We start from the raw sequence: 21,654 nt of genomic DNA on the forward strand, positions 1-21,654 counted from the left end.
CGGTTATCCGTTTTCAGCACAGTTGAGCGCGACGCAAGGTTTGTGACGGGGTTTCGCCAAACAGAATCCGATAGTCATTGGAAAACCGGCTCAAATGCCAGAAACCCCAGCGCGCAGCGACTTCCTGCACGCCCTGCACCTGATCACCGCTACGCAGTTCACGGCGCACGGCATTGAGGCGCAATGCCCGCAAATAGGCCACCGGGTTGATGCCCAGGGTCTCCTGGAAGCAGTACTGCAATTTACGCCGGCTAGCACCGATGTGATTACACAGGTCGAGGATCGACAGCGGTTCGTCGACGTGGGCCAGGGCGTACTCCCGCGCCCGGTCGACCATGCGCTTGCGCGCCGTGGGGTTGAGCGGCGGCGCCTGATCCGGTGCGACCAGCTCCAGCATATGCAGCATTATCGTATCGCGCAGGCCACGCCGGATCGACTCGTAACCGAGCAACGAGTCGCGCCCCTGCTCGCCCCCTTCGAGCTCATCGAACAGCGCCGCCAGTTCGGCTGGCAGCGTCGAGTCGCCGAGGCGGTAACACTTGGGAAGATCAGTAATTCGAAAACGACTGCCCTGGCGTTCCAGCACGTGCTCCAGTGCCTGCTCTTCAATAGCAATGCCGAGCAGATCCAGATGCTGGGGTGTGCACAGGTCGGGCAAGTTGTGCCCGCGGGCGACCAGCAGGCTGGGCTCGATAATCGGATGCCCCGAGCAAAACACCGGACCGTCCGCACTCAATGGCACGCTGAAGGTGATCGCGCCTTCCCAGGCCATACCGCGCTTGGTCAGGGCCTGATTAGAGCGGTCGCGCACCAGTTGCATCCAGTCGCAGCGGAACTCGGTCAACTCGCCCTCGAAACGTCCGGGGGTCAACTGGTCGTAGCTCACCTGCCAACCGCCCATGTTGCGCGCGTGCTCGTCGATGTCTGCAGTGCGGAATCGATTGATCGGCAGCGTCGGCAATGCATCTGTCGAAACCGGCGGCTGCGCCACGTTGGAGTTGTTCATTGACCCGACCTTTCATGATTCCAGGGCTTACGGGTCAAAGCTCAGGCAAGTTCCATTCCGCCTTGGGGCGAGCTCACTCAAGTGTGCCGAAAACGGATAATCGGCCGAGAATTAGCTGCCTGCGTCGCCATGAGCTTGCTCAAAGAAGTAATCCTTCCAGCTGTCGGCCTTGTTTTTCAGCACACCCAACTCATGCAGTTTCTCGGCATAGATATAGGTGCGCTGCGGCACGACAGTGAAGTCGATTTCCGGATCGGTGACGATCTTTTCCACCAGCGACAGCGGCAACTTGGACTGCTCCACGCGAATGTATGTCTGGGCGGCGGCCGGCTTGTCGGCCTTGATGATGCCTTGCGCTTCCACCAGGGCATCGTAGAACGCCTTGTAGGTCTTCGGATTTTCGTCGTGGAATTTCTCCGTGGTGTAAAGCACGTTGAACGTCGCCGGCCCGCCCAGCACGTCATAGGAACTGAGCACCTTGTGCACATTGGGGCTCTGCAGCGCCTGGTACTGGAACGGTGGGCTGGAGAAGTGCGCATTGATCTCCGATTTGCCGGCGATCAACGCCGCCGTCGCATCCGGGTGCGGGAGGCTGACCGAGATGTCGTCGAATTTCTTGAAGTGCTCGTCCCCGAACACCTTGGCGGTTTCGATCTGCAACGTACGCGACTGGAACCCGACGCCCGCCGCCGGCACGGCAATCCGGTCCTTGTCGGTGAAGTCCTTGAGGCTCTTCACGTTCGGGTTGTTGGTCAGCAGATAGTTGGGCATCGATCCCAGCGAGGCGATGGCCTTGACGTTCTGCTTACCCCGGGTCCGATCCCAGATCGTCAACATCGGTGGAACGCCCGCCGACACCACATCCAGGGCACCGGTCAGCAAGGCCTCGTTCATCGCCGTTGCGCCGGAGATGCTGTTCCAATCCACCTTGATATCAAGGCCCTGGGCCTTGCCATGCTTCTCGATAAGCTGCTGGTCACGCACCACATCGAGGATCAGGTAGCCGATGCCGAATTGCTGGGCGATGCTGATCTTGCCTTCGGCGTGGGCCAAGGGATTGAGCAGCGCAGTGGCCGCCAGGGAAACCAACAAGGTGAGCGCAGAACGCTTGAAAGTCATGGTCTGATGAACCTCACAGTAAATGGGCAAGATTGAAGAGCACGACTTTAAAGCTATAAGAAAATTAATTTAAATATCTGAATGGCATATCAATAGCACCTAAATGTTCGCCGCCTCACGCCAGTAGCTCGCACTCAGGAAGACGATCACCCGGCCTCGCGTTTGCCGGGTCTTTTTCTATGGAGGCGTTGATCCAGGCAAGTCTGAATATCGTCACTGCCCAGCAAAATCCATATCAATACCCGTCCCCTACCCGCTGCGCACAAGGTAAGGTAGACAGAAACCATCCGGATCGAGGTGTGCCCGTGGCGTCCTATTCCTTGCGTCAGCTGAAGTACTTCGTCACCACTGTCGAATGTGGCAGCGTCGCTGAAGCGTCCCGCAAGCTGTACATCGCCCAGCCGTCGATCGCCACCGCCATCAAGGGTCTGGAAGACAGTTTCGGCGTGCAGTTGCTCATTCGTCATCACGCCCAGGGGGTATCGTTGACGCCTGGCGGCGCGCGTTTCTATCGCAAGGCCCAGGAGCTGTTGCGCATGGCCCGGGAGTTCGAACAGAACGCTCTGGCCGACAACGATGTGGTCAGCGGGCAGATCGACATCGGCTGCTTTGAAACGGTCGCCCCGCTTTACCTGCCACGGTTGATCGCCGGTTTCCGTGAGCGCTTTCCCGGGGTGGAAATCCGCGTGCAGGACGGCGAGCAACAGGAGCTGGTGCAAGGCTTGACGGGTGGGCGTTTCGACCTGGCGATTTTTTATGAACACGACCTGGACAGCACCATCGAGACCGAAGCGTTGACCGCCCCACAGCGACCCTATGCGTTGCTGCCGGCAGGGCATCGTTTCGCCAACCAGGCGCAAGTGTCGCTGCGCGACCTGGCGTTGGAGCCGATGATCCTGCTGGATGTGCAGCCCAGCCGGACCTATTTCGTGAGCATCTTCGAGGAATTGGGCCTGACACCGAACATCGTCTTCAGCTCGCCGTCCATCGAGATGGTGCGTGGCATGGTCGGCCAGTCCTTCGGCTTTGCGGTGCTGGTCACCCGGCCGCATTCCACCTGCACCTACGATGGCCAGCAAGTGGTCTGCGTCAACATCGCCGAAGACGTGACCGGCTCGGCGTTGGTGGCCGGATGGCTCAAACGCGCGCACCTGACCAAACCGGCGCAGTTGTTCGTGGATTACTGCAAGGAACAGTTCAGGCAATGGCTGGCCTGAACCTTGTGGCGAGGAAGCTTTGATCGTCCCCACGCTCTGCCTGGGAATGCATCCCGTGACGCTCTGCGTCACCCTCCAGAAGCGGAACGCGGAGCGTCCCTGGCGATGCTCCCACGCAAAGCGTGGGAACGATCGGTCCATGTGACGGGGCGGTTCGGTGCCTAGCGAGCCGCCCAGGCGTTGAAGCGTTGCTCAAGCTCCTCGCCATGGTCGACCCAGAACTCGGCATCCACGGCCCGGGCTTCAGCCAGGTTGGCCTCGGCGGTAGGCAACTGCTCCTGCACCGCTGTGGGCAACAACGCGAGGGTCTTGCGATGCACCGGCCCATAGGGGATGTTTTCCGAGAACACCTTCTGCGTCTGTGGCTGGCTGGCAAAGGCAATGAACCGCTCGGCCAAGGCCTTGTTCGGCGTGCCCTTGACCACGGCCCAGTACTCCGGGTCATACAAACTCTGCGGCCAGACGATGCTCAGCTTCATACCTTCCTTTTGTGCCGAGGCGATGCGGCCGTTGTAGGCTGCACTCATCGCCACGTCCCCGGCTACCAGCCACTGCGCCGGTTGGGCACCAGCCTCCCACCATTGGATGTTCGGCTTGATCTGGTCCAGCTTGGCGAAGGCCCGGGACACGCCCTGCGGTGTGTTCAACACCTTGTACAAGTCCTGGGCCTTGACCCCATCGGCCAGCAAGGCGATTTCCAAGGTGTACTTGGCCCCTTTGCGCAAGCCGCGCTTGCCCGGGTAATCGGCCACATTCCAGAAGTCCGCCCAGGACTTGGGCGCCTTGGCGAGCTTGCTCTGGTCATAGGCCAGGACCATCGACCACACATAGGTGGCCACGCCACATTCGGTGAGTGCCCCCGGGACAAAATTCGCCGGGTCGCCCAGGGCCGTCTGGTCGAGCTTTTCAAACAAGCCCTCCTCGCAACCACGCAGCAGCTCGGGGCTTTCCACTTCGACCACATCCCAACTGGTGTGACCAGCCGCGACCATGGCCTTGATCTTCGATAGTTCACCGTTGTATTCGCCAGCCACGATGCTTCCCGCACCGCTGGCGTTGAAGGGTTGGAAGTAGGCCTTGTCCTGGGCCTGCTTGGTGGCGCCGCCGAAGGAAATCACGGTCAAACTCTGGGGCGCGGCCAGGACGCTGGTACTCAACAACGCCAGTGCACACGCAATATTGCAACGCAAGGATCTGGACATGAAGCGGTTCCTCGAAATGCCGGCTCGCCCGCACGAACCGGTGACGGGACTCAAAGGTGACCGTAAACACGGGCGGTATGGTCTACAGCAAAGGCTCTTGTCGGCCTGTTCGTTGTCGCCTGGCTGACCACCAGGAATCTCCGTCCATTGAAATCGTTCTCCTCAGGCAGCCTTGCGGTCAGCAATCATTGGGTTCACAGAGATAGCTCGCCAGCCGATCCATCAAGCGGTCGCAGGCGGCCATTTGTTCAACACTCACGTATTCGTCGGGCTTGTGCCCCTGGTCCATGCTGCCGGGGCCACACACCACCGTTGGCACGCCGGCCTGATGAAACAAACCGCCTTCGGTGCCAAACGCGACGGTGCTGAACGCATCGCTGCCGCACAGACGGGCAATCAGTTGCGCGGCGGAGCTGTCAGGGGAAGTCGCCAGGCCGGGGTAGGCGGACAGTTGTTCAAAACGGATCGAGGTGTCGCCTTGCACCGCACGCATCGGCGGCAGCAGCGTCTGTTCGGCAAAATCCTGCAATTGCTCGGCCACCACTTGCGGGGCGAAATCCGGCAAGGCGCGCACTTCGAAATCGAAGCGGCAATCGGCCGGGACGATGTTCAGCGCCGTACCGCCCTGGATCACGCCGACCTGCACCGTCGAATAGGCCGGGTCGAAACGCGCGTCATGCAACGAAGGGTCGGCCAGCGCTGCGCCGATCTCCCCCAACCGGCCCATCAGGCGCGCCGCCTGCTCGATGGCATTCACGCCGTAAGGTGCGTAGGCCGAATGACAGGCCGCGCCTTTGACGTAGCAACGCATCGCCAGCTTGCCCTTGTGACCCAGCACCGGTTGGAGTTGGGTCGGCTCGCCGATCAGGCACAGCGCTGGCTGGGGAATGCGCTGCACCAGCACCTCCAGCAGCCTGCGCACGCCCAGGCAACCGACCTCTTCGTCATAGGAGAACGCCAAGTGCAGCGGACGACGAAGCGGGCTGGCCAGGAACTGCGGCACCGCCGCCAGCACCGAGGCCAGATAGCCCTTCATGTCCGCCGTCCCCCGGCCGTACAACCTGCCGCCCGCCTCGCTCAGGCAAAACGGATCGACCGTCCAGGCTTGTCCATCCACCGGCACCACATCAGTATGCCCGGATAACACCACGCCACCGGGCACCGACGGGCCGATACTCGCCAACAGGTTGGCCTTGGTCCGCTCGGGGTTGTAGATCAGCTCGCAAGCCACCCCCAGGTCGCGCAGGTAGCCACGCACGAATTCGATCAGCGCCAGGTTCGACTCGCGACTGACCGTGGCAAAGCCCACCAGACGGGCGAGTAACGCGCGGCTGCGCAGTTCACTCATCGCCCGGCACTCCATAGCTGGGGGCCTGGGTCGGGTCGAGGGCACGGGTCAGGTAATCCTGCAATTGCGGCTGATAGGCCAGCCAGAGTTTCGCCAACTCACCGATGGGATTTTCCTCGGCCCAGTCCACTCGCAGATCGACGATGGGCCAGGTCAGGTCATCCACCACCGACAGCGCCGCCGAATGCACCGCCCCGGCTTCGCCACCGGCCTGCTGCCCGGCCTGCAACGCACTCAACAAGCGTGAGGCCAGGCAGCCTTCGCTGTGCTCGAAAGCCACGACCATGGCCTCGATCACGCCTGCACTGGCCAATAGATTGCCGGCGGCCACGCACTGCTCACCGGCCAGCGCGTTGTGGGTGCCCAAGGCATGGCTGCCACTGAAAATCGCCGTGTGTCCATGGGCATCGACCACCGCCACCTGGCGGTACTGGCTGTAGCCATTGCGCGCCAGAGCGCGGTCCACGGCCTCTTGTGCCACCAACCCGCTGGCCAGCTCGTCGAGGATCAACGGGCCAAGGGCCGGCAGCGTAATGTTCTGGCTCGACACCGCGCCGACGCCCGCCCGCAACCAGGGGCAACGGGCGCCGACGGCAATGCTCGAGGAGCTGATAGCGACACCCAACTGACCGGTTTCGGCGCAGCGCCCGACGATGGAAAAAGTCATGTTCCACTCCTTATTCGGGGATCACCGCGATCACGTCGATTTCCATCAGCCACTGCGGCTGGCCGAGGGCGCTGACCACCAATCCGGTGGAAATCGGGAACACGCCCTTGAGCCATTTACCGACCTCCTGGTACACCGGTTCGCGGTAGCGTGGGTCGATCAGGTAGGTGGTGGTCTTGACGATATGGCTGAGGTCGCTGCCGGCTTCTTCCAGCAATTGCTTGACGTTGCGCATGGCCTGCTCGGCCTGCGCACGAGGATCGCCAAGGCCCACCAACTGACCATTGAAGTCCGTACCGACCTGCCCGCGCACATAGACGGTGTTGCCTGCGCGCACGGCCTGGCACAAGTCGTTGTCCAGGGTCTGGTTCGGGTAGGTGTCTTTGGTATTGAACATGCGGATGCGTGTGTGAGTAGGCATCAACGGACTCCCATGAGGCTGGTCTTCTGGCTGGGCGAATCGCTGGGGGCTGCTTGCTCCCGCGGATTCTCGTTCTGGCGCTGGGCAGCATCCCGATAGGCCAGATAGGTACGCTGCTTGACGATGTGGTCAGCGATATGCCGAGCGTCATGCCACACGCCCCAGATGAACGCCGAGCCGCGCCGTGACAGCCATGGCAGCCCCACGAAATACAGGCCCGGCTCGCTCGAAACTCCGCGCTGATGCTGGGGTTTACCGTGGGCGTTGAGCGCGTCGACCTTCAGCCAGCTGTAATCCACCGAGTAGCCGGTGGCCCAAATAATGCTGGTCACCCCAGCGGCGGCCAGATCCAACTGCAGGATCGGCTGCGTCAGGCAGTGCGGGTCGGGCAGCAGCTGGCGGGCCTCGGGCTCGAGGGGCAGATCCAGGCCGTTGCGAGCGATATAGGCATCAGCGGCATCCAGCAGCGCCAGGTAGTTTTCGTCGCCGCGAGCGATGTTTTCGGCCAGGTTCGATTCAAAGGTCACCACGCTGCCGTTGAACGATTTCGTCAGGCCCACCAAGGTGATGCCCTCATGGGCCAGCCGACGAAAATCCACGGTATGGCCACCACGGGCGCCGCTCACGGCAATGGTCACGTGTTCCTTGCCGGGCTGGACAACCTCGGCATCCCACTCGCCGAGCACCCCCAGCCACCAGCAGAAATCGCGGTTGCGATAGGCCCGTGGCGGCCGATCATGGGCGCCCACCGAGAGGTAGACTTGCTTGCCGGCGCGCTGCAACTCATCGGCGATCTGCACCCCCGACGACCCGGCGCCCACCACCAGCACCGCCCCCTCGGGCAACTGCTGTGGATTGCGATACTCGGCGGAGTGAATCTGGGCGACCGTGGCCATTTCGGGGGCGATCGGCGGAATCACCGGCCGTTGGAACGGCCCGGTGGCCACGACCACATGAATGGCCTCGATCGGGCCATCAGAGGTTTCAATGGTGAACCCCGGGCGGCCGACGTTGCGCTCGACGCTGTTGACCTCCACGCCGGTACGGATCGGCGCATTGAACTTGCGCGCATAGGCTTCGAAATAATCGGCAACCTGGTCCTTGCCGGCGAAGGCATCGGGGTCAAGCCCCTCGAATTCCAAGCCAGGAAAACGGTCATGCCAGGCCGGGCCGTTGGCGACCAGCGAATCCCAACGCGCAGTGCGCCAGGCCTCGGCAATCCGGTTGCGCTCCACGACCAGGTGAGGCACACCTTGTCGGCTCAAGTGCTCGCTCATGGCCACACCGGCCTGACCGGCACCGACAACAAGCGTATCTATGTGTAAGGTTTCAACGGGCATGTCTGTGCACTTCCGGCAGTGGGTTGGTTCAGGCCGGCATCGCGCCGCCTCGGGTACTGATTTTTTTGTTCTGCGATTGCGACTATCGGGAAGAGGTGTCGAGGCGATTGTGTTGGCAGGCGGGAATTAGCGAAACGAGGGTTTTTATCGTTGCTGGGAAGGAAAAAGCTGGATGTACGCCTGATGTCGGGTCAGGCGTTCGGCAGTGGCTCGGAGCTTGAAGGGAGGGTGTGGCAGTGGATCCTGATAACTCGGTATCAGGCGTTTACTGACAGGTCTGTTTCAACTGCGCCGGAAACGCCTTGAGCTCAAGCTTCTCCATCACCAACCCAATGAATGCCGAGACCGCCAGCGGCAACTGGCGTCGACTCGGGTAAAGCACATTCAGGCCAAAACCGGCGCGTTGGTATTGCGGTAGCACGCGCACCAACCTGCCGGCCTCCAGGTCGAGGCTGCTCAGCGCCGACGGCAGCACGGCGATGCCCAGGCCGGCGACGGTTGCCCTGCGCAACGCTTGGGCAGTGTTGGCATTGAATCGGCTGGCGATCTGCACGTGTTCCTCGACACCATCCGGGCCGACCAATCGCCAATGGGTCATGCCGCTGGGGTGGGCGAAGCTCACGCTGTCGTGGTGAGCCAGGTCCTGTAGTGAAGCCGGCGTACCGCGTGCCGCTAGGTAGGCCGGGCTGGCGACCATGCCATCACCGTCGTTCTTGAGGAGTTGACGACCAACATACCCCGAGTCCTGCAAGGGACCGCCGCGAAAAGCGACGTCGATGCGATCGGCAATCAGGTCGACACGAGCGTCGCTGAGCACGAAATCAAGTTGCACCCGAGGATGTGCGGCCAAAAAGTCGGCCACCCATTCCATGGGGAAGAAATCGAAAAAATCCGCCATCGCCGCAATGCGCACCAGACCGCTGGGTTCCTCGGTGCCCATCATCAATTCCTGTCCCGCCTCCATCAGACCGTCCACTGCGTTCACGCAGCGCTCATAAAACCCTTGGCCCACATGGGTCAACGTGAGTTTACGGGTGGAGCGTTGCAGAAGCCGCGTGCCGAGCTGTGCCTCCAACTGCTGGACACGCCGGCTCACGGTGTTGGATGGCATGCCCAGGCGCCTGGCCGCTTCGGCAAAACTGCCGCTGCGGACCACTTGGACAAACAGCGCAATGTCGTTGAGATCGGGCATAGCGACGCTATTCCTTCGAATTCTGGATGAGTTCAATCCGATTGTATCGGCTAATCAATCTATTGGCAGGCACTTATCCTTTCTCGTATCGAGGCTGCCAAACGCTCAAGAATCCGAGGTAATCCATGAACAGCATCGTCGCAGCACCGCCACGCGCCATCGTCCATCGCACCTCTGGCCGCAGCCACGGGCCGATCACCCGGCTCATGAGCCCCGGTGACCTGGGCCAGCTGTGCAAGCCCTTCGTGTTTCTCGATCGCTTCGCGTTCAAGGCCGACGCCATGCAACGAGGTTTCGGCATGCACCCACACTCCGGGATCGCGACGCTGACCTATATGATTGAAGGCGAAGTGGTCTACGAAGACACCACCGGCCAGTCAGGCACTTTGCCCAGTGGCGGCATGGAGTGGATGCAAGCCGGCCACGGCGTGTGGCACGACGCCCGGCCAGTCGGTGGCGCGCCGATCCAAGGTTTCCAGCTCTGGGTTGCGCTGCCGTCTGCGCAAGAGAATGCCCCGGCCCATAGCGTCTATCTGGCGCCCCGCGACCTTCCCCGCGAAGGCCCGGCACTGGTGTTGCTCGGCCAACACGGCGCGGCCCGTAGCAGCGTTGCCTCCCCAGCGGGCATGAACTACCTCGCCGTGCAGTTGAAAGACCAGGAGCGCTGGCGTTACACCCCACCGGCCGGGCACACCGTCGCCTGGCTGGCGGTCAGCAGCGGCAGCCTCAGCGCTGGCGGCAACGTCGAAGCCGGGGAAATGGTGGTGTTCCAAGAGTCCGGCCAGGCCATCGACATCGTTGCCCGGGGCGCGACCTCATTCGTGCTCGGCTCGGCGGTCAAGCATCCCCACGACCTGGTGATGGGTTACTACTCGGTGCACACCAGCGAGGCCGCGCTGGAGAAAGGTGAGAAAGAAATCCAGCGCATCGGCGCCCTTTTGCAACAAGAGGGCCGGCTGGCTTAGCCGCCCCTCGACTCACTCCTTATCCATATCCGATCCCAAAGAGGTGAATCATGACCAACATCGGTCTCGATCTTCTGCTGTCCCGTGCTCAAGTCGGCAAGCTGTCCTTGAAAAACCGCATGATCATGGCGCCCATGACGCGCAGCCGCGCAGGCGCGGGTGATGTGGCCACGCCCCTGATGGCCGAGTACTACAGCCAGCGGGCCAGTGCTGGCCTGATCATCAGCGAAGGCTCCCAGGTATCGGCGCAGGGCAAGGGTTACCTGCGCACACCAGGGATCTTTACTCCCGAACAAATTGCCGGTTGGAAACAAGTGACCGACGCGGTTCACGCCCAAGGCGGACAAATCTTCCTGCAGCTCTGGCATGTAGGTCGTCTTTCCCATCCGTTGGTGCAGGTTAACGGCGCCCAGCCCGTGGCCCCTTCGGCGATCAAGGCCGACGGTGAGATCTATACCGCCGAAGGCCTCAAGCCCTACGAACTGCCCCGGGCGTTGGACCTCGATGAAATTCCAGGCGTGGTCGCCGATTTTCGCCAAGCCGCGGCCAACGCGAAGCTGGCCGGTTTCGACGGCGTGGAAATCCATGGCGCCAACGGCTACCTGATCGACCAGTTCCTGCGTGACGGCACCAACCAACGTACCGATGCCTACGGCGGCTCGATCGAGAACCGCGCGCGTTTCCTCAAGGAAGTGGTCGAATCGGTGATCGAAGTCTTCGGCGCCAGCCGTGTTGGCGTGCGCCTGTCGCCAATCTTCAGTTATTTCTCGATGAGCGACAGCAATCCGCAAGCAACTTTCGAATACGCCGCCAGGATGCTCAGCCGTTACGGCCTGGCCTACCTGCACATCGTGGAGCTGGGCCAAGGCCCGTTCGACTTCCTGGAACTCAAGCGCCGCTTTGGCGGGCCCTACATTGCCAACGGCGGCTACAGCGCCGAACGCGCGGCCGCTGCCATCAGCCGTGGCGAAGCGGACCTGGTGGCGTTCGGCACACCGTTCCTGGCCAACCCGGACCTGGTGGAGCGTTTCAAACTGGGCAAGGCACTGAATAGCCCTGACACGGCGACGTTCTACCAGGGTGACGAACAGGGTTATACGGATTATCCGACGTTGGCCGAAACCCAGACACAACAATGATCCAGTGAGACGGGAGGCAAGGCTTCAGTGCCCTCCTCACGTCTCGGCTTGAAATTGTACAAATTCACATTTTCTTATACAAATAACTTTAAAACGTACAACCACTGAAGTAGGCTTCAAAAAACTTGTACAGAAATATGTATCTGTACAATATTTCGGAGCCTAGCATGTCCGCCTATCTCCAACGTTTCGCCCAGGCTTTTGCCGAACTGGACGCCCGACGCCTGGCCGAGCTCGATGAGCTCTACAGCGTCGACATCCATTTCCAAGACCCCTTGCACCGGATCGAAGGCCTGACGGCCCTGCGTGAGTACTTTGCGCAGTTGTATGCCAGTGCCAGTGACGTGCGCTACGACTTCCACTCGTTCGATGAGGTCGCTCCCGGCGAAGGCTATTTGCGCTGGACCTTGCACTTTCGGCACCCACGCCTGGCGGGCGGAGCCCCCGTGGCATTGTCGGGTTGCAGCCATTTGCGCTGGACCGACCGGGTCTACCACCACCAGGACTTCTTTGACGCCGGTGCCCTGCTCTACGAACACTTACCGTTATTGGGGCCGGTGATCCGCTGGCTCAAGCGCAGGCTGGCATGAGCCGCGTCTGGCTGACCGGCGCCAGCAGCGGCATTGGCGCGGCATTAGCGCAAGTGCTGCTGGAACAGGGCCACCACTTGGCATTGAGCGCGCGCCAGGTAGAACCCTTGCAGGCACTGGCAACACGCTATCCAGACCAGGTGCTGGTACTGCCAGGCGACCTGACCGACCCGCCCCAGGTCGCCAGGGTCTGCCAGCAGATTGACTGTGAGTGGTTGGCGCTGGACCTGGTGATTCTCAATGCCGGTACCTGCGAATACCTGGAGCCTGGACGCTTCGACACCCGTCTCGTCGAACGCGTCATCACCAGCAACCTGCTGGGCACCAGCCATTGCCTGGAGGCCGCCCTACCCTTGCTGCGCCGAGGCCAGTGCCCACATCTGGTGGTGGTGAGCAGCGCGGTCACCTGGCTGGCCCTGCCTCGCGCCGGCGCCTACGGTGCCTCGAAGGCCGCGTTGCGCTATCTGGTGGAGTCCTTGCGTATCGACCTGGCCACCGAAGGCATCGACGTCACCCTGGTGAGCCCCGGTTTCGTCGATACGCCACTGACCCGACGCAACGATTTTCCCATGCCCATGCGCTGGTCGGCGCAACGGGCCGCACGGCATATCGCACGGCGCTTGCCGGCACGGCCTTTGGACATCGTATTCCCCTGGTTCTTCACCGTCGTCCTGCGCTTGCTTGGACACTTGCCCGCAAGCTGGCGGCTGGCCCTGGGCCGGCGCCTGGCACGCCCCTCCAAGGAATCTTGAGACATGCGCATCGCAATCATCGGCAGCGGCATTTCCGGGCTGACCTGTGCCTATCTGTTGGCTCGTCGACATCAGGTCACTCTGTTCGAGGCCGACAGCCGGATCGGTGGCCACACCCATACCGTGGATGTCGATTGCCAGGGCAGGCGCTTTAGCGTTGATACCGGCTTCATCGTGTACAACGACTGGACCTACCCGAATTTCATTCGCCTGCTGGATCAATTGGGCGTCGCTTCGCGTCCTACGCAGATGAGCTTCTCGGTGCATGACCCGGCCACCGGGCAGGAATACAAGGGCTACACCTTGCGCAGCCTGTTCGCCCGCCGGCGCAACCTGCTGTCGCCCGGTTTCTGGGGCATGCTGCGCGACATCCTCCGGTTCAACCGGCAGGCGACGGCCGACCTGCAGGCGCACCGTATCGACAGCGCCACGCGACTCGGTGACTACCTGCACAGCCACGGTTATGGCCAGCGTTTCATCGACCACTACATCGTGCCCATGGGTTCTGCGATCTGGTCGATGTCGCCGGCCAGGATGCTGGAGTTTCCGCTGCAGTTCTTCGTGCGCTTCTGCCACAACCACGGCCTCCTGTCGGTCAATCACCGCCCACAATGGCGCGTGATCGAGGGCGGTTCACGCAGTTACATCACTCCCTTATGCGCCGGGTTTCACCAACACATCCGGCTCAACTGCCCGGTGCAAAGCGTCAGCCGAGACGCGACTGGGGTATGCGTGACCAGCGCCGCGGGCATCGAGCGTTTCGATAAAGTGGTGTTCGCCTGCCATAGCGACCAGGCCCTCGCCCTGCTCGAGGCGCCCAGCACCGAAGAAACCGAGGTCCTCGGTGCCCTGGCCTATGCCAGCAATGAAGTGCTGCTGCACACCGACACGCGATTATTGCCACGGCGGCGCCAGGCCTGGGCGAGCTGGAACTACCGCCTTGGCGGCCCACCTCAGGCTCCGGCCGCGCTGACCTACAACATGAACATCCTCCAGGGCCTGGACGCGCCGGTGACCTTTTGCGTAAGCCTGAATCAGAGCGATGCGGTCGATCCGGCGCAGGTGCTTGCGCGCTTCGAGTACGCCCATCCCCAGTACAGCCTCGCCGGGGTAGCCGCGCAGGCCCGCCAGGGTGAATTGCAAGGACACCGGCACAGCTATTTCTGCGGTGCCTACTGGGCCAATGGTTTCCATGAAGACGGCGTGGTCAGCGCACTCCACGTAGCGGAGCTTTTCGGAGAACGCCTTTGAACAGCAGCCTGTGTCGCGGCTGGATCGACCATCGGCGCCATGCACCGCGAGTCCACGCATTTCGTTATCCGATCGGCATGCTGTACCTGGACCTCGCTGAACAGGATCATGTGCTGGGTCTGTCACGCCTGCTGCGGTCATGGCCCCTGGCGCCGCTGTGCTGGCGCGAACGCGACTACCTGCCTGCGCGCACCCGCCTGGGTGTGCCCTTGGTCGACGCCGTGCGCGAGATCCTCACCGAAGCGCTGGGTACAGCTCCCCAAGGCGCGATCCAACTGCTGACCCAGCCACGTAGCTGGGGCCTGTCGTTCAACCCGGTGAGTTTCTATTTCTGCCACGAAGCCGACGGGCGCCTGTCGGCGATTCTCTGCGAAGTGCGCAACACCCCGTGGCGCGAGCGTCATCACTATGTGCTGCCGGTACGCCCTGGCGAGCCCCAGGCGTTCCGGGTGGCCAAGGCTTTCCATGTTTCACCGTTCCTGCCCCGGGACATGGATTACCGCATGCGCTTTCGGCTCCAGGACTCCCACATTCGCGTGCACATGGAGAACTGGCGCGACGGGCACAAGGTCTTCGAGGCCCACCTGGCGCTCGAGCGCGAGCCTCTCGATGGCCGGTCGTTGCGCCGCCATGTCCTGGCATTCCCATGGATGAGCCTGCGCACTGTCAGCGCCATCTACTGGCAGGCGTTGCGCCTGCTGCTCAAACGCACCCCCCTGTACACACACCAGGCAAGCCAAGGCGACCTGAGTATTGGTGAAACCGCCCACAAGGACCCCGACCATGCCCGAACCCACCCTGAGCGTTACTAAGGCCAGCAGCTTCTCCCCGTTCAACGGCGGCTTCTTCAAGCAGGCCGTGCTCGGCCAACTGCGCCGCCTGCGTCACGGCCATCTGCGCCTGACGGTCGATGGCGCGCCGTTGAGTTTCGGCGACCTGAGCAGTCCCTTGGTGGCCGAGGTCGAGATCCTCGACGCCGCCGCCTGGGGCATGGTCGCCGGTAACGGTTCCATCGGCGCCGGCGAGGCCTATATCCGGGGCTACTGGCGCAGCGCCGACCTGACCGCCGTGACACGCCTGTTTGTGGCCAACCTGGAAGTGCTCGACGCCATGGACAGCGGCCTGGCCCGCCTCAGTCGCCCCCTGATGCGCGGCTTGCACTGGCTCAACCGCAACAATCGAAAAGGCTCGCGGCGCAATATCATCGCTCACTACGACTTGGGTAATGAGCTGTTCGAGCGACTGCTCGACCCCACCATGATGTATTCGGCCGCACTGTTCGAAAGCCCGGAGCAAAGCCTGGAAGACGCCCAGCTCAACAAGCTTGAACGCATCTGCCGCAAGCTCGATCTGCGCCCAGGCGACCATTTGCTGGAAATCGGTACGGGCTGGGGCAGCCTCGCCATCCATGCAGCCACTCACTACGGTTGCAAGGTGACCACCACGACCTTGTCCGACGAGCAATACCGCCACGCGCTGCAGCGCATCGAGACGCTGGGCCTGCAAGAGCGCGTGCACGTGCTGTGCAAGGACTATCGTGACTTGCATGGGCGCTACGACAAGTTGGTGTCCATCGAAATGATCGAAGCCGTCGGGCATCGATACCTGCCTGAGTATTTCCGCTGCTGCGCCGCGTTGCTCAAGGATGACGGCCTGATGCTGCTGCAATCGATCACCATCCGCGACCAGCGCTACACCCAGGCCAGACGTTCGGTGGATTTTATCCAGCGCCATGTTTTCCCCGGCGGCGCACTGCCGTCGCTGTCGATTCTGTTGAGCACCGCCAGCACGCGGACGCAACTCAACCTGCTGCACCTTGAGGATTTCGGTGCGCACTACGCCCGTACGCTGCGACACTGGCATGAGAATCTGCGCCAATCGCGCCAGGTTTTGTTGGAGCTGGGCTACGACGAAACCTTCCAGCGCCTGTGGGAATTCTACCTGTGCTACTGCGAAGGGGGATTCCAGGAGCGTGCCATCGGCGTTGCCCAGTTGCTGTTCGCCGGCCCCGCTGCCCGCCCGACGGCCCTGGCGGAACAACGGCAGGCCCGATGAACCGCATCGGCCTGCTGATCAACGCACTCTGGCTGCAACTGGGCTGGTGGGGATGCGTGGCCGGCGCCCACCAGCCAGGCTGGCTGCTGGTGGTAATCTGTGGCCTGCTCGCTCACCTAGCATTCAGCCCGACGCCCAAGTCCGAGTTCTATGCGGTGACCAGCGTTGGCCTCTGCGGCATGTTGCTGGACTGGAGCCTGGGCGCACAGGGCCTGTTCGTGTTCAAGCAGAGCCCGTTGCCACTTTGGCTGGCCCTGCTCTGGCTGGTCTTCGCCACGGGCTTGCGGCATAGCCTGGCCTGGGCCATACGGCCGGTCTGGCGCGGTGCGCTGGCAGGCATGGTGGGTGGTCCGCTGGCCTATTGCGTGGGAGCACCATTGGCCGGGGTCACGCTGCCCCTTGGCGTACTCGGAACCGCGTTGGTCTTGGCCCCTCTCTGGGGGTTATGGCTACCACTGGCGTTGCGCCTGGCTGAATCGCGCTGACCACGGGATGCAAGCGGGCAGCTACCAAGGCTCGTCCAGAAAAAGTGGCAGGCGCAATGGCTCGACCACCCCCTCGCGCAAACCGCACATTTCATCATGGACCACCTGTTGCACCAGCACGCACGGCAGGCGCGGCACAAAACGCAGCAGTTCACGAAGATGGGTGGTAGAGCGCACCGGCAACGTCTTGCCCGATTCGTCGAGCAGCGTATACAACCCACTGCCCCGCCGAGCGCGCAACACGTAAAGACCGCCTTCCAGCGACAAGAGCTCAAGTTCGTGGATCCGACCGTCGACGGCCAGATCGGTCAGCTCCTGCAAGGTCATGGCGTACTCCCGGCCTGACGCCGGAAAAACAGGGTCACCTGGCCCAGCTCGACACCGAGCTTGCTCATGCTGGAACGGTTGATCAGCGTGTCTTCATCCATCAGGTACATCCAGTCATCGAAAGTGACTTCATAGGTCGAACCGTCGACCGGCAGGTTCAGCCGATAACGCCAACGTAGAGCATTGCCAGCCACCTCTCCCTGCGCCTCGCCGATCACGTCGTCCGCACGACCGCGCCAAAGCCCTGGCCCAACAGGCGTCAACGTCCAGACCCGCCGCTGGCGAGTGCCGTCGCTGTAGAGGAAACGCTCATCCAGGATCAGTCGATCACCCTCGTGGCGGCTGGAAATCTCCACCACAAAACGCTTGATCACTTCACCCGAACGCTTTTGATAGATGCCCCAGGCCTTGACGGGCGTGCTGAAAAACTGCGCCAGATCCAGTCGTGGTTGCTGGTCGGCATAACGTTCGACATTCACATTCCCGCAACTGGTCAGGCCCAGCATCAGCAGCAATGCCAGCAGAAAATGCTTCACTGATTCTCTCTCCCCTCACTTGAACTCTGGATTCCAAGTAATTGATTCCTAAGAATGGGTTCTCGAGTTCGAGGATCGAGCCAGATAGCAAAAAATGCCCGGGCAAACAGTGGGTCTGCGACCACAAGAGACAGCTTTTCACCCACATAGAAATGACAGCCCAGCCCCGGTAGATACACGCCAGTGATACGGCTTCCAGGCTTCACATCAATAAAAGCACGGCGCATTTGACCGGCCCATTCGTCCCGGCGCTTGACGTCCAGGGGCGCCCCGTTGAGGCGCTGCATTTCCTTCAGGCTCGTTTGGACCAAAGCCTCTTTACCGATGGCGCGCCGGTAACTGAGTTCCAGGGCAAACGCCGTTTCCAGGCTTGGCACAGCGGCCGCACTCCAGAGCCTGGCCTGGTAGATGTCGAACCCGTACCAGTCGAAATCGGCTTGCCCGACCAGGCGCGTGCCTGGCAAAACGCCGCGCCAGTCCGACAAAGTTTGAGTGCAATAAAGCGTAGACATGCACACCACTATGGCGACCAAGCTTTTCCTGAGCGCGAGCGACCGGGCCATGAAAGCACTACCCGTTTACCAAGGGAGCCTTGATAATTGTACAAGAAGTTAATTTTGTACAGCTTTTAAAGAAAACTCCGCTTACTTAGTGGTCACGAGGCTCATTTCGCAGAATGGATAAACCGGATCGTATGTGCAGCTATATGCTTTCCGACACATCGATCTGAAGTGGCACCACCCGCCTTGACGCCGAGCCTGGCGGCGTGGCTGTTGCTGCCTCGACCAGTGCTTCAACCGCTTGTTCGGCCATGGCCGCGACAGGATGCGACAGCACCGCCTGGACCAGCCCCGTCTTCAACGCGTCACGCGTCAGTGGCGTCAGGTCATGGCACACCACGATGGGCAAGCGCAGCTGTCGGTCCTTGAGATCGCGCAAAGCCCGCAACACCCCCGCTATGCCACCTCCAGCCACATAAAGCCCGACAAGATCAGGTTCTGCCGTGAGCAGGTCCAACGTGTTGCCATAGGCGAACTCATCGTCCTCCAGCGTCAGGCGCGAGGCGAGCAGTTCCCATTCACTGGAGTGCTCCGCCAGATAACTGCGAAAGCTCAGTTCACACAACTCCTGGCACTGGAAACGCTGGCTGCTGAGCATGACCGCCACCGGGCCGGGCTGGCCGGTGAGGCGGCTGACGAACCAGCCTGCCGTGCGCCCGGTGAGCCGGTTGTCCAACCCGACATAACCTGTGCCGGTAGCGCTGGACAGCTCGGACAGCAGTGCCACCACCGAAACACCCGTCTCGCGCAGTTGTGCGACCGCCTCGCGCACCCTGGGATGGTCCACCGCCACCACGCCCAGGCCGTCCACTTGATCGCGCAAGGACGAGATGCGCTGCGCCACGGTGATCGGGTCGAGGTCATCCAGATAGCCGATGACCACCCGAATCCGCGCTCGCATGCACGTTGCGGCGGCATTCGACAACGCGTGGGCAAGGCCTTGGTAAAAAGGCACGCCGCTTTTCTGCAACAGGAAGCCAAGCCGCAAGGTCGGGCGGTCATTGAGCACCCGCTGTTCGATAATGCCCTTGGCATGAAATCCCAACCGCGCGGCAGCCGCGGCGATGCGCTGGGCGGTGTCGGCGCGCACGTCAGCGCGCAGGTTCAGCACCCGGTCGACGGTGGACAGGCTGACTCCGGCTTCCCGAGCGACATCGGCCATCGTGGGCCGCAGTTTACGACGTGGTTTTTCTGACATGTTTTGACACCTCTATCGGGCATCATGAGGGGTTTTGACAGATTAAGCCATCACCCCATGGCCCCCTCTGCGGCAACCCAATAGCATCAGGCCAAGCACATAAAAACAAACACAGCCGGAGTGCCCCATGACCATCCACATTTGCACCGCGCCTTGCTGCTGGGGCGTCGACGACGTCAAGAACCCTTTCCTGCCGCCGTGGCGCCGCGTGCTTGGCGAAGCAGCCGAGGCCGGCTATCGCGGCATCGAGCTGGGCCCCTACGGTTACCTGCCGCTCGACGCCGGAACCGTCAGTCCCGTCTTGTCCGAACTTGATCTGCATGTGGTCGCCGGGACGATCTTCGACGACCTCGTCACCCCCGCCAACCTGCCCGAACTGCTGCGCCAGACCCATGACATCTGCACGCTGCTCAAGCAATTGCCAGCCTCGCAAAAGCAAACCGGACAGCGCCATGCCGGCCCCTACCTGGTGATCATCGACTGGGGCCACGAGGAGCGCGACTACGCCGCCGGCCACTCGGACCGCGCGCCACGCCTGGACGATGCACGCTGGAACACCATGATGGCGCACATCCGCGCCATCGCCGACCTCGCCTGGCACACCTACGGCATCCGCGCCGTTATCCATCCCCACGCCGGCGGCTACATCGAGTTCGCCGACGAGTTGGCGCGCCTGGTGGACGACATTCCCGACGAAGTCGCCGGGCTGTGCCTGGACACCGGGCATCTCTATTACGCGGGCATGGACCCGCTCGCCTCGCTGCGCACCTACGCTCATCGCCTGGACTACCTGCACTTCAAGGACATCGACCCGGTGGTGTTCGACCAGGTGCTGAACGAGCACATCCGTTTCTTTGCCGCCTGCGCCCGAGGCGTGATGTGCCCCATCGGGCGTGGTGTCATCGACTACCCAGCGCTGCACAGCCTCGTGCATGAATTGGGTTACCAGGGCTGCATCACCGTCGAACAGGAACGTGACCCGCGCAACGCCGGGACCAGCCTGGACGACGTAGCGGCCAGCCGCGCCTACCTGGCCCGAATCGGTTTCTGATCAGCACAAGGACAAACCCCATGATCAACGGCAGCAAAACCCTTACGCGCCCCATCCGCTGGGCCATGGTCGGTGGCGGGGAGCAAAGCCAGATCGGCTACATCCACCGCTCGGCCGCCCTGCGCGACCGGAATTTCGAATTGGTCGCCGCGGCGCTGGATATCGACCCTGCACGCGGCCGGACCTTTGGCGAGCAATTGGGCATCGACCCCGCGCGCTGCTATTCGGACTACCTGAGCCTGTTCGAACTGGAAGCGCAACGTGCCGATGGGATCGAGGCAGTGTCGATCGCCACGCCCAACGGCACCCACTACGCCATCACCCGGGCCGCTCTGGAAGCCGGGCTGCATGTGGTCTGCGAAAAGCCGCTGTGTTTTACCCTCGAACAGGCCGAGGCGCTGCGCACCCTGGCGCAAACCAAGGGCCGCATCGTTGGCCTGACCTACGGCTACGCCGGACACCAGTTGGTCGAACAGGCCCGGGCGATGATCGCGGCGGGAGAACTGGGGGACGTGCGTATGGTGCATATGCAATTCGCCCATGGTTTCCATAGTGCACCGGTCGAGGCGCAGAACCAGGCCACCCAGTGGCGCGTCGACCCGCGCCAGGCCGGGCCCAGCTACGTGCTGGGGGATGTCGGCACCCACCCGTTGTACCTGGCGAAAGTGATGCTGCCCGACCTCAAGATCAAACGGCTGATGTGCAGTCGGCAAAGCTTCGTCGCCAGCCGCGCCCCGTTGGAGGACAACGCCTACACCTTGATGGAGTACGAAGGCGGCGCCATGGGCATGGTCTGGTCCAGCGCGGTGAATGCCGGGTCCATGCACGGGCAGAAGATCCGCGTGATCGGCTCCCGGGCCAGCCTTGAGTGGTGGGACGAACGGCCCAACCAACTGAGTTTCGAAATCCAGGGCCAACCGGCGCAGGTCCTGGAGCGCGGCATGGGCTACCTGCACCCCGACGCGCTGCAGGACGACCGTATCGGCGGCGGCCATCCCGAAGGGCTGTTCGAAGCCTGGTCCAATCTCTATCGCCGCTTTGCCCTGGCCATGGACGCATCCGACCGTGGCGACAGCGAGGCACTGGCCGCCCTGCGCTACCCCGACATCAACGCCGGCGTCGACGGCGTGCGCTGGGTCGAACGCTGTGTGGAATCAGCCAACCAGGATTCAGCCTGGGTCGCGTATTGACCCCCTCGCCACGGTAATGAGCATTACTTGAAGGAGAACAACA

General features: G+C 62.2%; 23 protein-coding genes. 11 read left to right on the forward strand and 12 right to left on the reverse strand.

The annotated features are described in order from the left end of the window. Window positions 1–13 precede the first annotated feature (13 nt). The gene (locus SGN16_RS16135) at window positions 14–1,006 is read right to left on the reverse strand and encodes a helix-turn-helix domain-containing protein (RefSeq protein WP_210639023.1); all 993 of its coding nucleotides are present in this window, start codon (window positions 1,004–1,006) and stop codon (window positions 14–16) included. 111 nt (window positions 1,007–1,117) lie between these two features. Further along, window positions 1,118–2,125: an ABC transporter substrate-binding protein gene (locus SGN16_RS16140; RefSeq protein ID WP_335945197.1), complete on the reverse strand. Its 1,008-nt coding sequence runs from the start codon at window positions 2,123–2,125 to the stop codon at window positions 1,118–1,120. A gap of 305 nt (window positions 2,126–2,430) precedes the next feature. On the opposite strand from SGN16_RS16140, the gene SGN16_RS16145 reads away from it, so the two are divergent. Continuing rightward, a complete protein-coding gene (locus SGN16_RS16145; RefSeq protein WP_335945196.1) occupies window positions 2,431–3,342 on the forward strand; it encodes a LysR substrate-binding domain-containing protein in 912 nt (303 codons plus the stop codon). A 161-nt stretch (window positions 3,343–3,503) separates the two neighbouring features. On the opposite strand, the gene SGN16_RS16150 is transcribed toward SGN16_RS16145, so the two are convergent. The 6 genes from SGN16_RS16150 to SGN16_RS16175 form a co-directional block, all read right to left on the reverse strand. Beyond that, window positions 3,504–4,544, reverse strand: a complete 1,041-nt coding sequence (locus SGN16_RS16150; RefSeq protein ID WP_210639029.1) for an ABC transporter substrate-binding protein — start codon at window positions 4,542–4,544, stop codon at window positions 3,504–3,506. A 178-nt stretch (window positions 4,545–4,722) separates the two neighbouring features. Beyond that, window positions 4,723–5,892, reverse strand: coding sequence for an acetylornithine deacetylase (argE, locus tag SGN16_RS16155; RefSeq protein WP_335945195.1), 1,170 nt, complete (start codon window positions 5,890–5,892; stop codon window positions 4,723–4,725). Beyond that, on the reverse strand, window positions 5,885–6,559 hold the full coding sequence (locus SGN16_RS16160) for a DUF1028 domain-containing protein (protein WP_335945194.1): 675 nt from the start codon (window positions 6,557–6,559) through the stop codon (window positions 5,885–5,887). The genes argE and SGN16_RS16160 overlap by 8 nt, the downstream gene beginning before the upstream one ends. A 10-nt stretch (window positions 6,560–6,569) precedes the next feature. Next, window positions 6,570–6,980 (reverse strand): RidA family protein, encoded by a 411-nt coding sequence (locus tag SGN16_RS16165; protein ID WP_003201555.1) that lies wholly within the window; start codon window positions 6,978–6,980, stop codon window positions 6,570–6,572. Beyond that, the gene (locus tag SGN16_RS16170; RefSeq protein ID WP_335945193.1) at window positions 6,980–8,320 is read right to left on the reverse strand and encodes an NAD(P)/FAD-dependent oxidoreductase; all 1,341 of its coding nucleotides are present in this window, start codon (window positions 8,318–8,320) and stop codon (window positions 6,980–6,982) included. Before SGN16_RS16170 ends, SGN16_RS16165 begins: the two co-directional genes overlap by 1 nt. 265 nt (window positions 8,321–8,585) lie before the next feature. Next, window positions 8,586–9,512: a LysR family transcriptional regulator gene (locus SGN16_RS16175; RefSeq protein ID WP_210639033.1), complete on the reverse strand. Its 927-nt coding sequence runs from the start codon at window positions 9,510–9,512 to the stop codon at window positions 8,586–8,588. 125 nt (window positions 9,513–9,637) lie between these two features. On the opposite strand from SGN16_RS16175, the gene SGN16_RS16180 reads away from it, so the two are divergent. From SGN16_RS16180 to SGN16_RS16215, 8 genes are all read left to right on the forward strand, one after another. Further along, window positions 9,638–10,477, forward strand: a complete 840-nt coding sequence (locus SGN16_RS16180) for a pirin family protein (RefSeq protein ID WP_335945192.1) — start codon at window positions 9,638–9,640, stop codon at window positions 10,475–10,477. 50 nt (window positions 10,478–10,527) lie between these two features. Beyond that, the gene (locus SGN16_RS16185) at window positions 10,528–11,616 is read left to right on the forward strand and encodes an alkene reductase (protein WP_335945191.1); all 1,089 of its coding nucleotides are present in this window, start codon (window positions 10,528–10,530) and stop codon (window positions 11,614–11,616) included. 167 nt (window positions 11,617–11,783) lie between these two features. Further along, window positions 11,784–12,206 carry a nuclear transport factor 2 family protein gene (locus SGN16_RS16190; RefSeq protein ID WP_135845181.1) on the forward strand — a complete coding sequence of 141 codons (423 nt, stop codon included), beginning with the start codon at window positions 11,784–11,786 and terminating at the stop codon, window positions 12,204–12,206. Then, complete coding sequence (locus SGN16_RS16195; RefSeq protein WP_335945190.1) at window positions 12,203–12,958, forward strand: SDR family NAD(P)-dependent oxidoreductase; 756 nt, start codon at window positions 12,203–12,205, stop codon at window positions 12,956–12,958. The genes SGN16_RS16190 and SGN16_RS16195 overlap by 4 nt, the downstream gene beginning before the upstream one ends. A 3-nt stretch (window positions 12,959–12,961) precedes the next feature. Beyond that, window positions 12,962–14,209 (forward strand): FAD-dependent oxidoreductase, encoded by a 1,248-nt coding sequence (locus SGN16_RS16200; protein ID WP_210639037.1) that lies wholly within the window; start codon window positions 12,962–12,964, stop codon window positions 14,207–14,209. After that, window positions 14,206–15,021 (forward strand): DUF1365 domain-containing protein, encoded by an 816-nt coding sequence (locus SGN16_RS16205; protein WP_210639038.1) that lies wholly within the window; start codon window positions 14,206–14,208, stop codon window positions 15,019–15,021. The genes SGN16_RS16200 and SGN16_RS16205 overlap by 4 nt, the downstream gene beginning before the upstream one ends. Further along, on the forward strand, window positions 14,993–16,264 hold the full coding sequence (locus SGN16_RS16210) for a cyclopropane-fatty-acyl-phospholipid synthase family protein (protein WP_335945189.1): 1,272 nt from the start codon (window positions 14,993–14,995) through the stop codon (window positions 16,262–16,264). The genes SGN16_RS16205 and SGN16_RS16210 overlap by 29 nt, the downstream gene beginning before the upstream one ends. Further along, a complete protein-coding gene (locus tag SGN16_RS16215; RefSeq protein ID WP_135845176.1) occupies window positions 16,261–16,749 on the forward strand; it encodes a DUF2878 domain-containing protein in 489 nt (162 codons plus the stop codon). The genes SGN16_RS16210 and SGN16_RS16215 overlap by 4 nt, the downstream gene beginning before the upstream one ends. Window positions 16,750–16,770: 21 nt before the next feature. Here the strand turns inward: SGN16_RS16215 and SGN16_RS16220 are convergent, their stop codons facing one another. The 4 genes from SGN16_RS16220 to SGN16_RS16235 form a co-directional block, all read right to left on the reverse strand. Further along, window positions 16,771–17,076, reverse strand: coding sequence for a DUF6482 family protein (locus tag SGN16_RS16220; protein WP_135845175.1), 306 nt, complete (start codon window positions 17,074–17,076; stop codon window positions 16,771–16,773). Then, a complete protein-coding gene (locus SGN16_RS16225) occupies window positions 17,073–17,612 on the reverse strand; it encodes a DUF3833 domain-containing protein (RefSeq protein ID WP_335945188.1) in 540 nt (179 codons plus the stop codon). Before SGN16_RS16225 ends, SGN16_RS16220 begins: the two co-directional genes overlap by 4 nt. Continuing rightward, on the reverse strand, window positions 17,609–18,124 hold the full coding sequence (locus tag SGN16_RS16230) for a chalcone isomerase family protein (protein WP_335945187.1): 516 nt from the start codon (window positions 18,122–18,124) through the stop codon (window positions 17,609–17,611). Before SGN16_RS16230 ends, SGN16_RS16225 begins: the two co-directional genes overlap by 4 nt. A 190-nt stretch (window positions 18,125–18,314) precedes the next feature. After that, the gene (locus SGN16_RS16235; protein ID WP_335945186.1) at window positions 18,315–19,370 is read right to left on the reverse strand and encodes a LacI family DNA-binding transcriptional regulator; all 1,056 of its coding nucleotides are present in this window, start codon (window positions 19,368–19,370) and stop codon (window positions 18,315–18,317) included. 127 nt (window positions 19,371–19,497) lie between these two features. On the opposite strand from SGN16_RS16235, the gene SGN16_RS16240 reads away from it, so the two are divergent. Together SGN16_RS16240 and SGN16_RS16245 are read left to right on the forward strand one after the other, a co-directional pair. Further along, the gene (locus tag SGN16_RS16240) at window positions 19,498–20,421 is read left to right on the forward strand and encodes a TIM barrel protein (RefSeq protein ID WP_335945185.1); all 924 of its coding nucleotides are present in this window, start codon (window positions 19,498–19,500) and stop codon (window positions 20,419–20,421) included. Between the two features lie 20 nt (window positions 20,422–20,441). After that, window positions 20,442–21,611, forward strand: a complete 1,170-nt coding sequence (locus tag SGN16_RS16245) for a Gfo/Idh/MocA family oxidoreductase (protein WP_335945184.1) — start codon at window positions 20,442–20,444, stop codon at window positions 21,609–21,611. The last annotated feature ends 43 nt before the right edge of the window (window positions 21,612–21,654 follow it).

The organism is Pseudomonas sp. G166, assembly GCF_037027455.2.
Lineage (GTDB): Bacteria > Pseudomonadota > Gammaproteobacteria > Pseudomonadales > Pseudomonadaceae > Aquipseudomonas.

What these genes read in the sequence shown, in the direction of transcription:
- SGN16_RS16135 (WP_210639023.1), bottom strand. Translation starts at nt 1,006, where the DNA reads ATGAACAACTCCAACGTGGCGCAGCCGCCGGTTTCGACAGATGCATTG.
- SGN16_RS16140 (WP_335945197.1), bottom strand. Translation starts at nt 2,125, where the DNA reads ATGACTTTCAAGCGTTCTGCGCTCACCTTGTTGGTTTCCCTGGCGGCC.
- SGN16_RS16150 (WP_210639029.1), bottom strand. Translation starts at nt 4,544, where the DNA reads ATGTCCAGATCCTTGCGTTGCAATATTGCGTGTGCACTGGCGTTGTTG.
- argE (WP_335945195.1), bottom strand. Translation starts at nt 5,892, where the DNA reads ATGAGTGAACTGCGCAGCCGCGCGTTACTCGCCCGTCTGGTGGGCTTT.
- SGN16_RS16160 (WP_335945194.1), bottom strand. Translation starts at nt 6,559, where the DNA reads ATGACTTTTTCCATCGTCGGGCGCTGCGCCGAAACCGGTCAGTTGGGT.
- SGN16_RS16165 (WP_003201555.1), bottom strand. Translation starts at nt 6,980, where the DNA reads ATGCCTACTCACACACGCATCCGCATGTTCAATACCAAAGACACCTAC.
- SGN16_RS16170 (WP_335945193.1), bottom strand. Translation starts at nt 8,320, where the DNA reads ATGCCCGTTGAAACCTTACACATAGATACGCTTGTTGTCGGTGCCGGT.
- SGN16_RS16175 (WP_210639033.1), bottom strand. Translation starts at nt 9,512, where the DNA reads ATGCCCGATCTCAACGACATTGCGCTGTTTGTCCAAGTGGTCCGCAGC.
- SGN16_RS16180 (WP_335945192.1), top strand. Translation starts at nt 9,638, where the DNA reads ATGAACAGCATCGTCGCAGCACCGCCACGCGCCATCGTCCATCGCACC.
- SGN16_RS16185 (WP_335945191.1), top strand. Translation starts at nt 10,528, where the DNA reads ATGACCAACATCGGTCTCGATCTTCTGCTGTCCCGTGCTCAAGTCGGC.
- SGN16_RS16190 (WP_135845181.1), top strand. Translation starts at nt 11,784, where the DNA reads ATGTCCGCCTATCTCCAACGTTTCGCCCAGGCTTTTGCCGAACTGGAC.
- SGN16_RS16195 (WP_335945190.1), top strand. Translation starts at nt 12,203, where the DNA reads ATGAGCCGCGTCTGGCTGACCGGCGCCAGCAGCGGCATTGGCGCGGCA.
- SGN16_RS16200 (WP_210639037.1), top strand. Translation starts at nt 12,962, where the DNA reads ATGCGCATCGCAATCATCGGCAGCGGCATTTCCGGGCTGACCTGTGCC.
- SGN16_RS16210 (WP_335945189.1), top strand. Translation starts at nt 14,993, where the DNA reads ATGCCCGAACCCACCCTGAGCGTTACTAAGGCCAGCAGCTTCTCCCCG.
- SGN16_RS16215 (WP_135845176.1), top strand. Translation starts at nt 16,261, where the DNA reads ATGAACCGCATCGGCCTGCTGATCAACGCACTCTGGCTGCAACTGGGC.
- SGN16_RS16220 (WP_135845175.1), bottom strand. Translation starts at nt 17,076, where the DNA reads ATGACCTTGCAGGAGCTGACCGATCTGGCCGTCGACGGTCGGATCCAC.
- SGN16_RS16230 (WP_335945187.1), bottom strand. Translation starts at nt 18,124, where the DNA reads ATGTCTACGCTTTATTGCACTCAAACTTTGTCGGACTGGCGCGGCGTT.
- SGN16_RS16235 (WP_335945186.1), bottom strand. Translation starts at nt 19,370, where the DNA reads ATGTCAGAAAAACCACGTCGTAAACTGCGGCCCACGATGGCCGATGTC.
- SGN16_RS16240 (WP_335945185.1), top strand. Translation starts at nt 19,498, where the DNA reads ATGACCATCCACATTTGCACCGCGCCTTGCTGCTGGGGCGTCGACGAC.
- SGN16_RS16245 (WP_335945184.1), top strand. Translation starts at nt 20,442, where the DNA reads ATGATCAACGGCAGCAAAACCCTTACGCGCCCCATCCGCTGGGCCATG.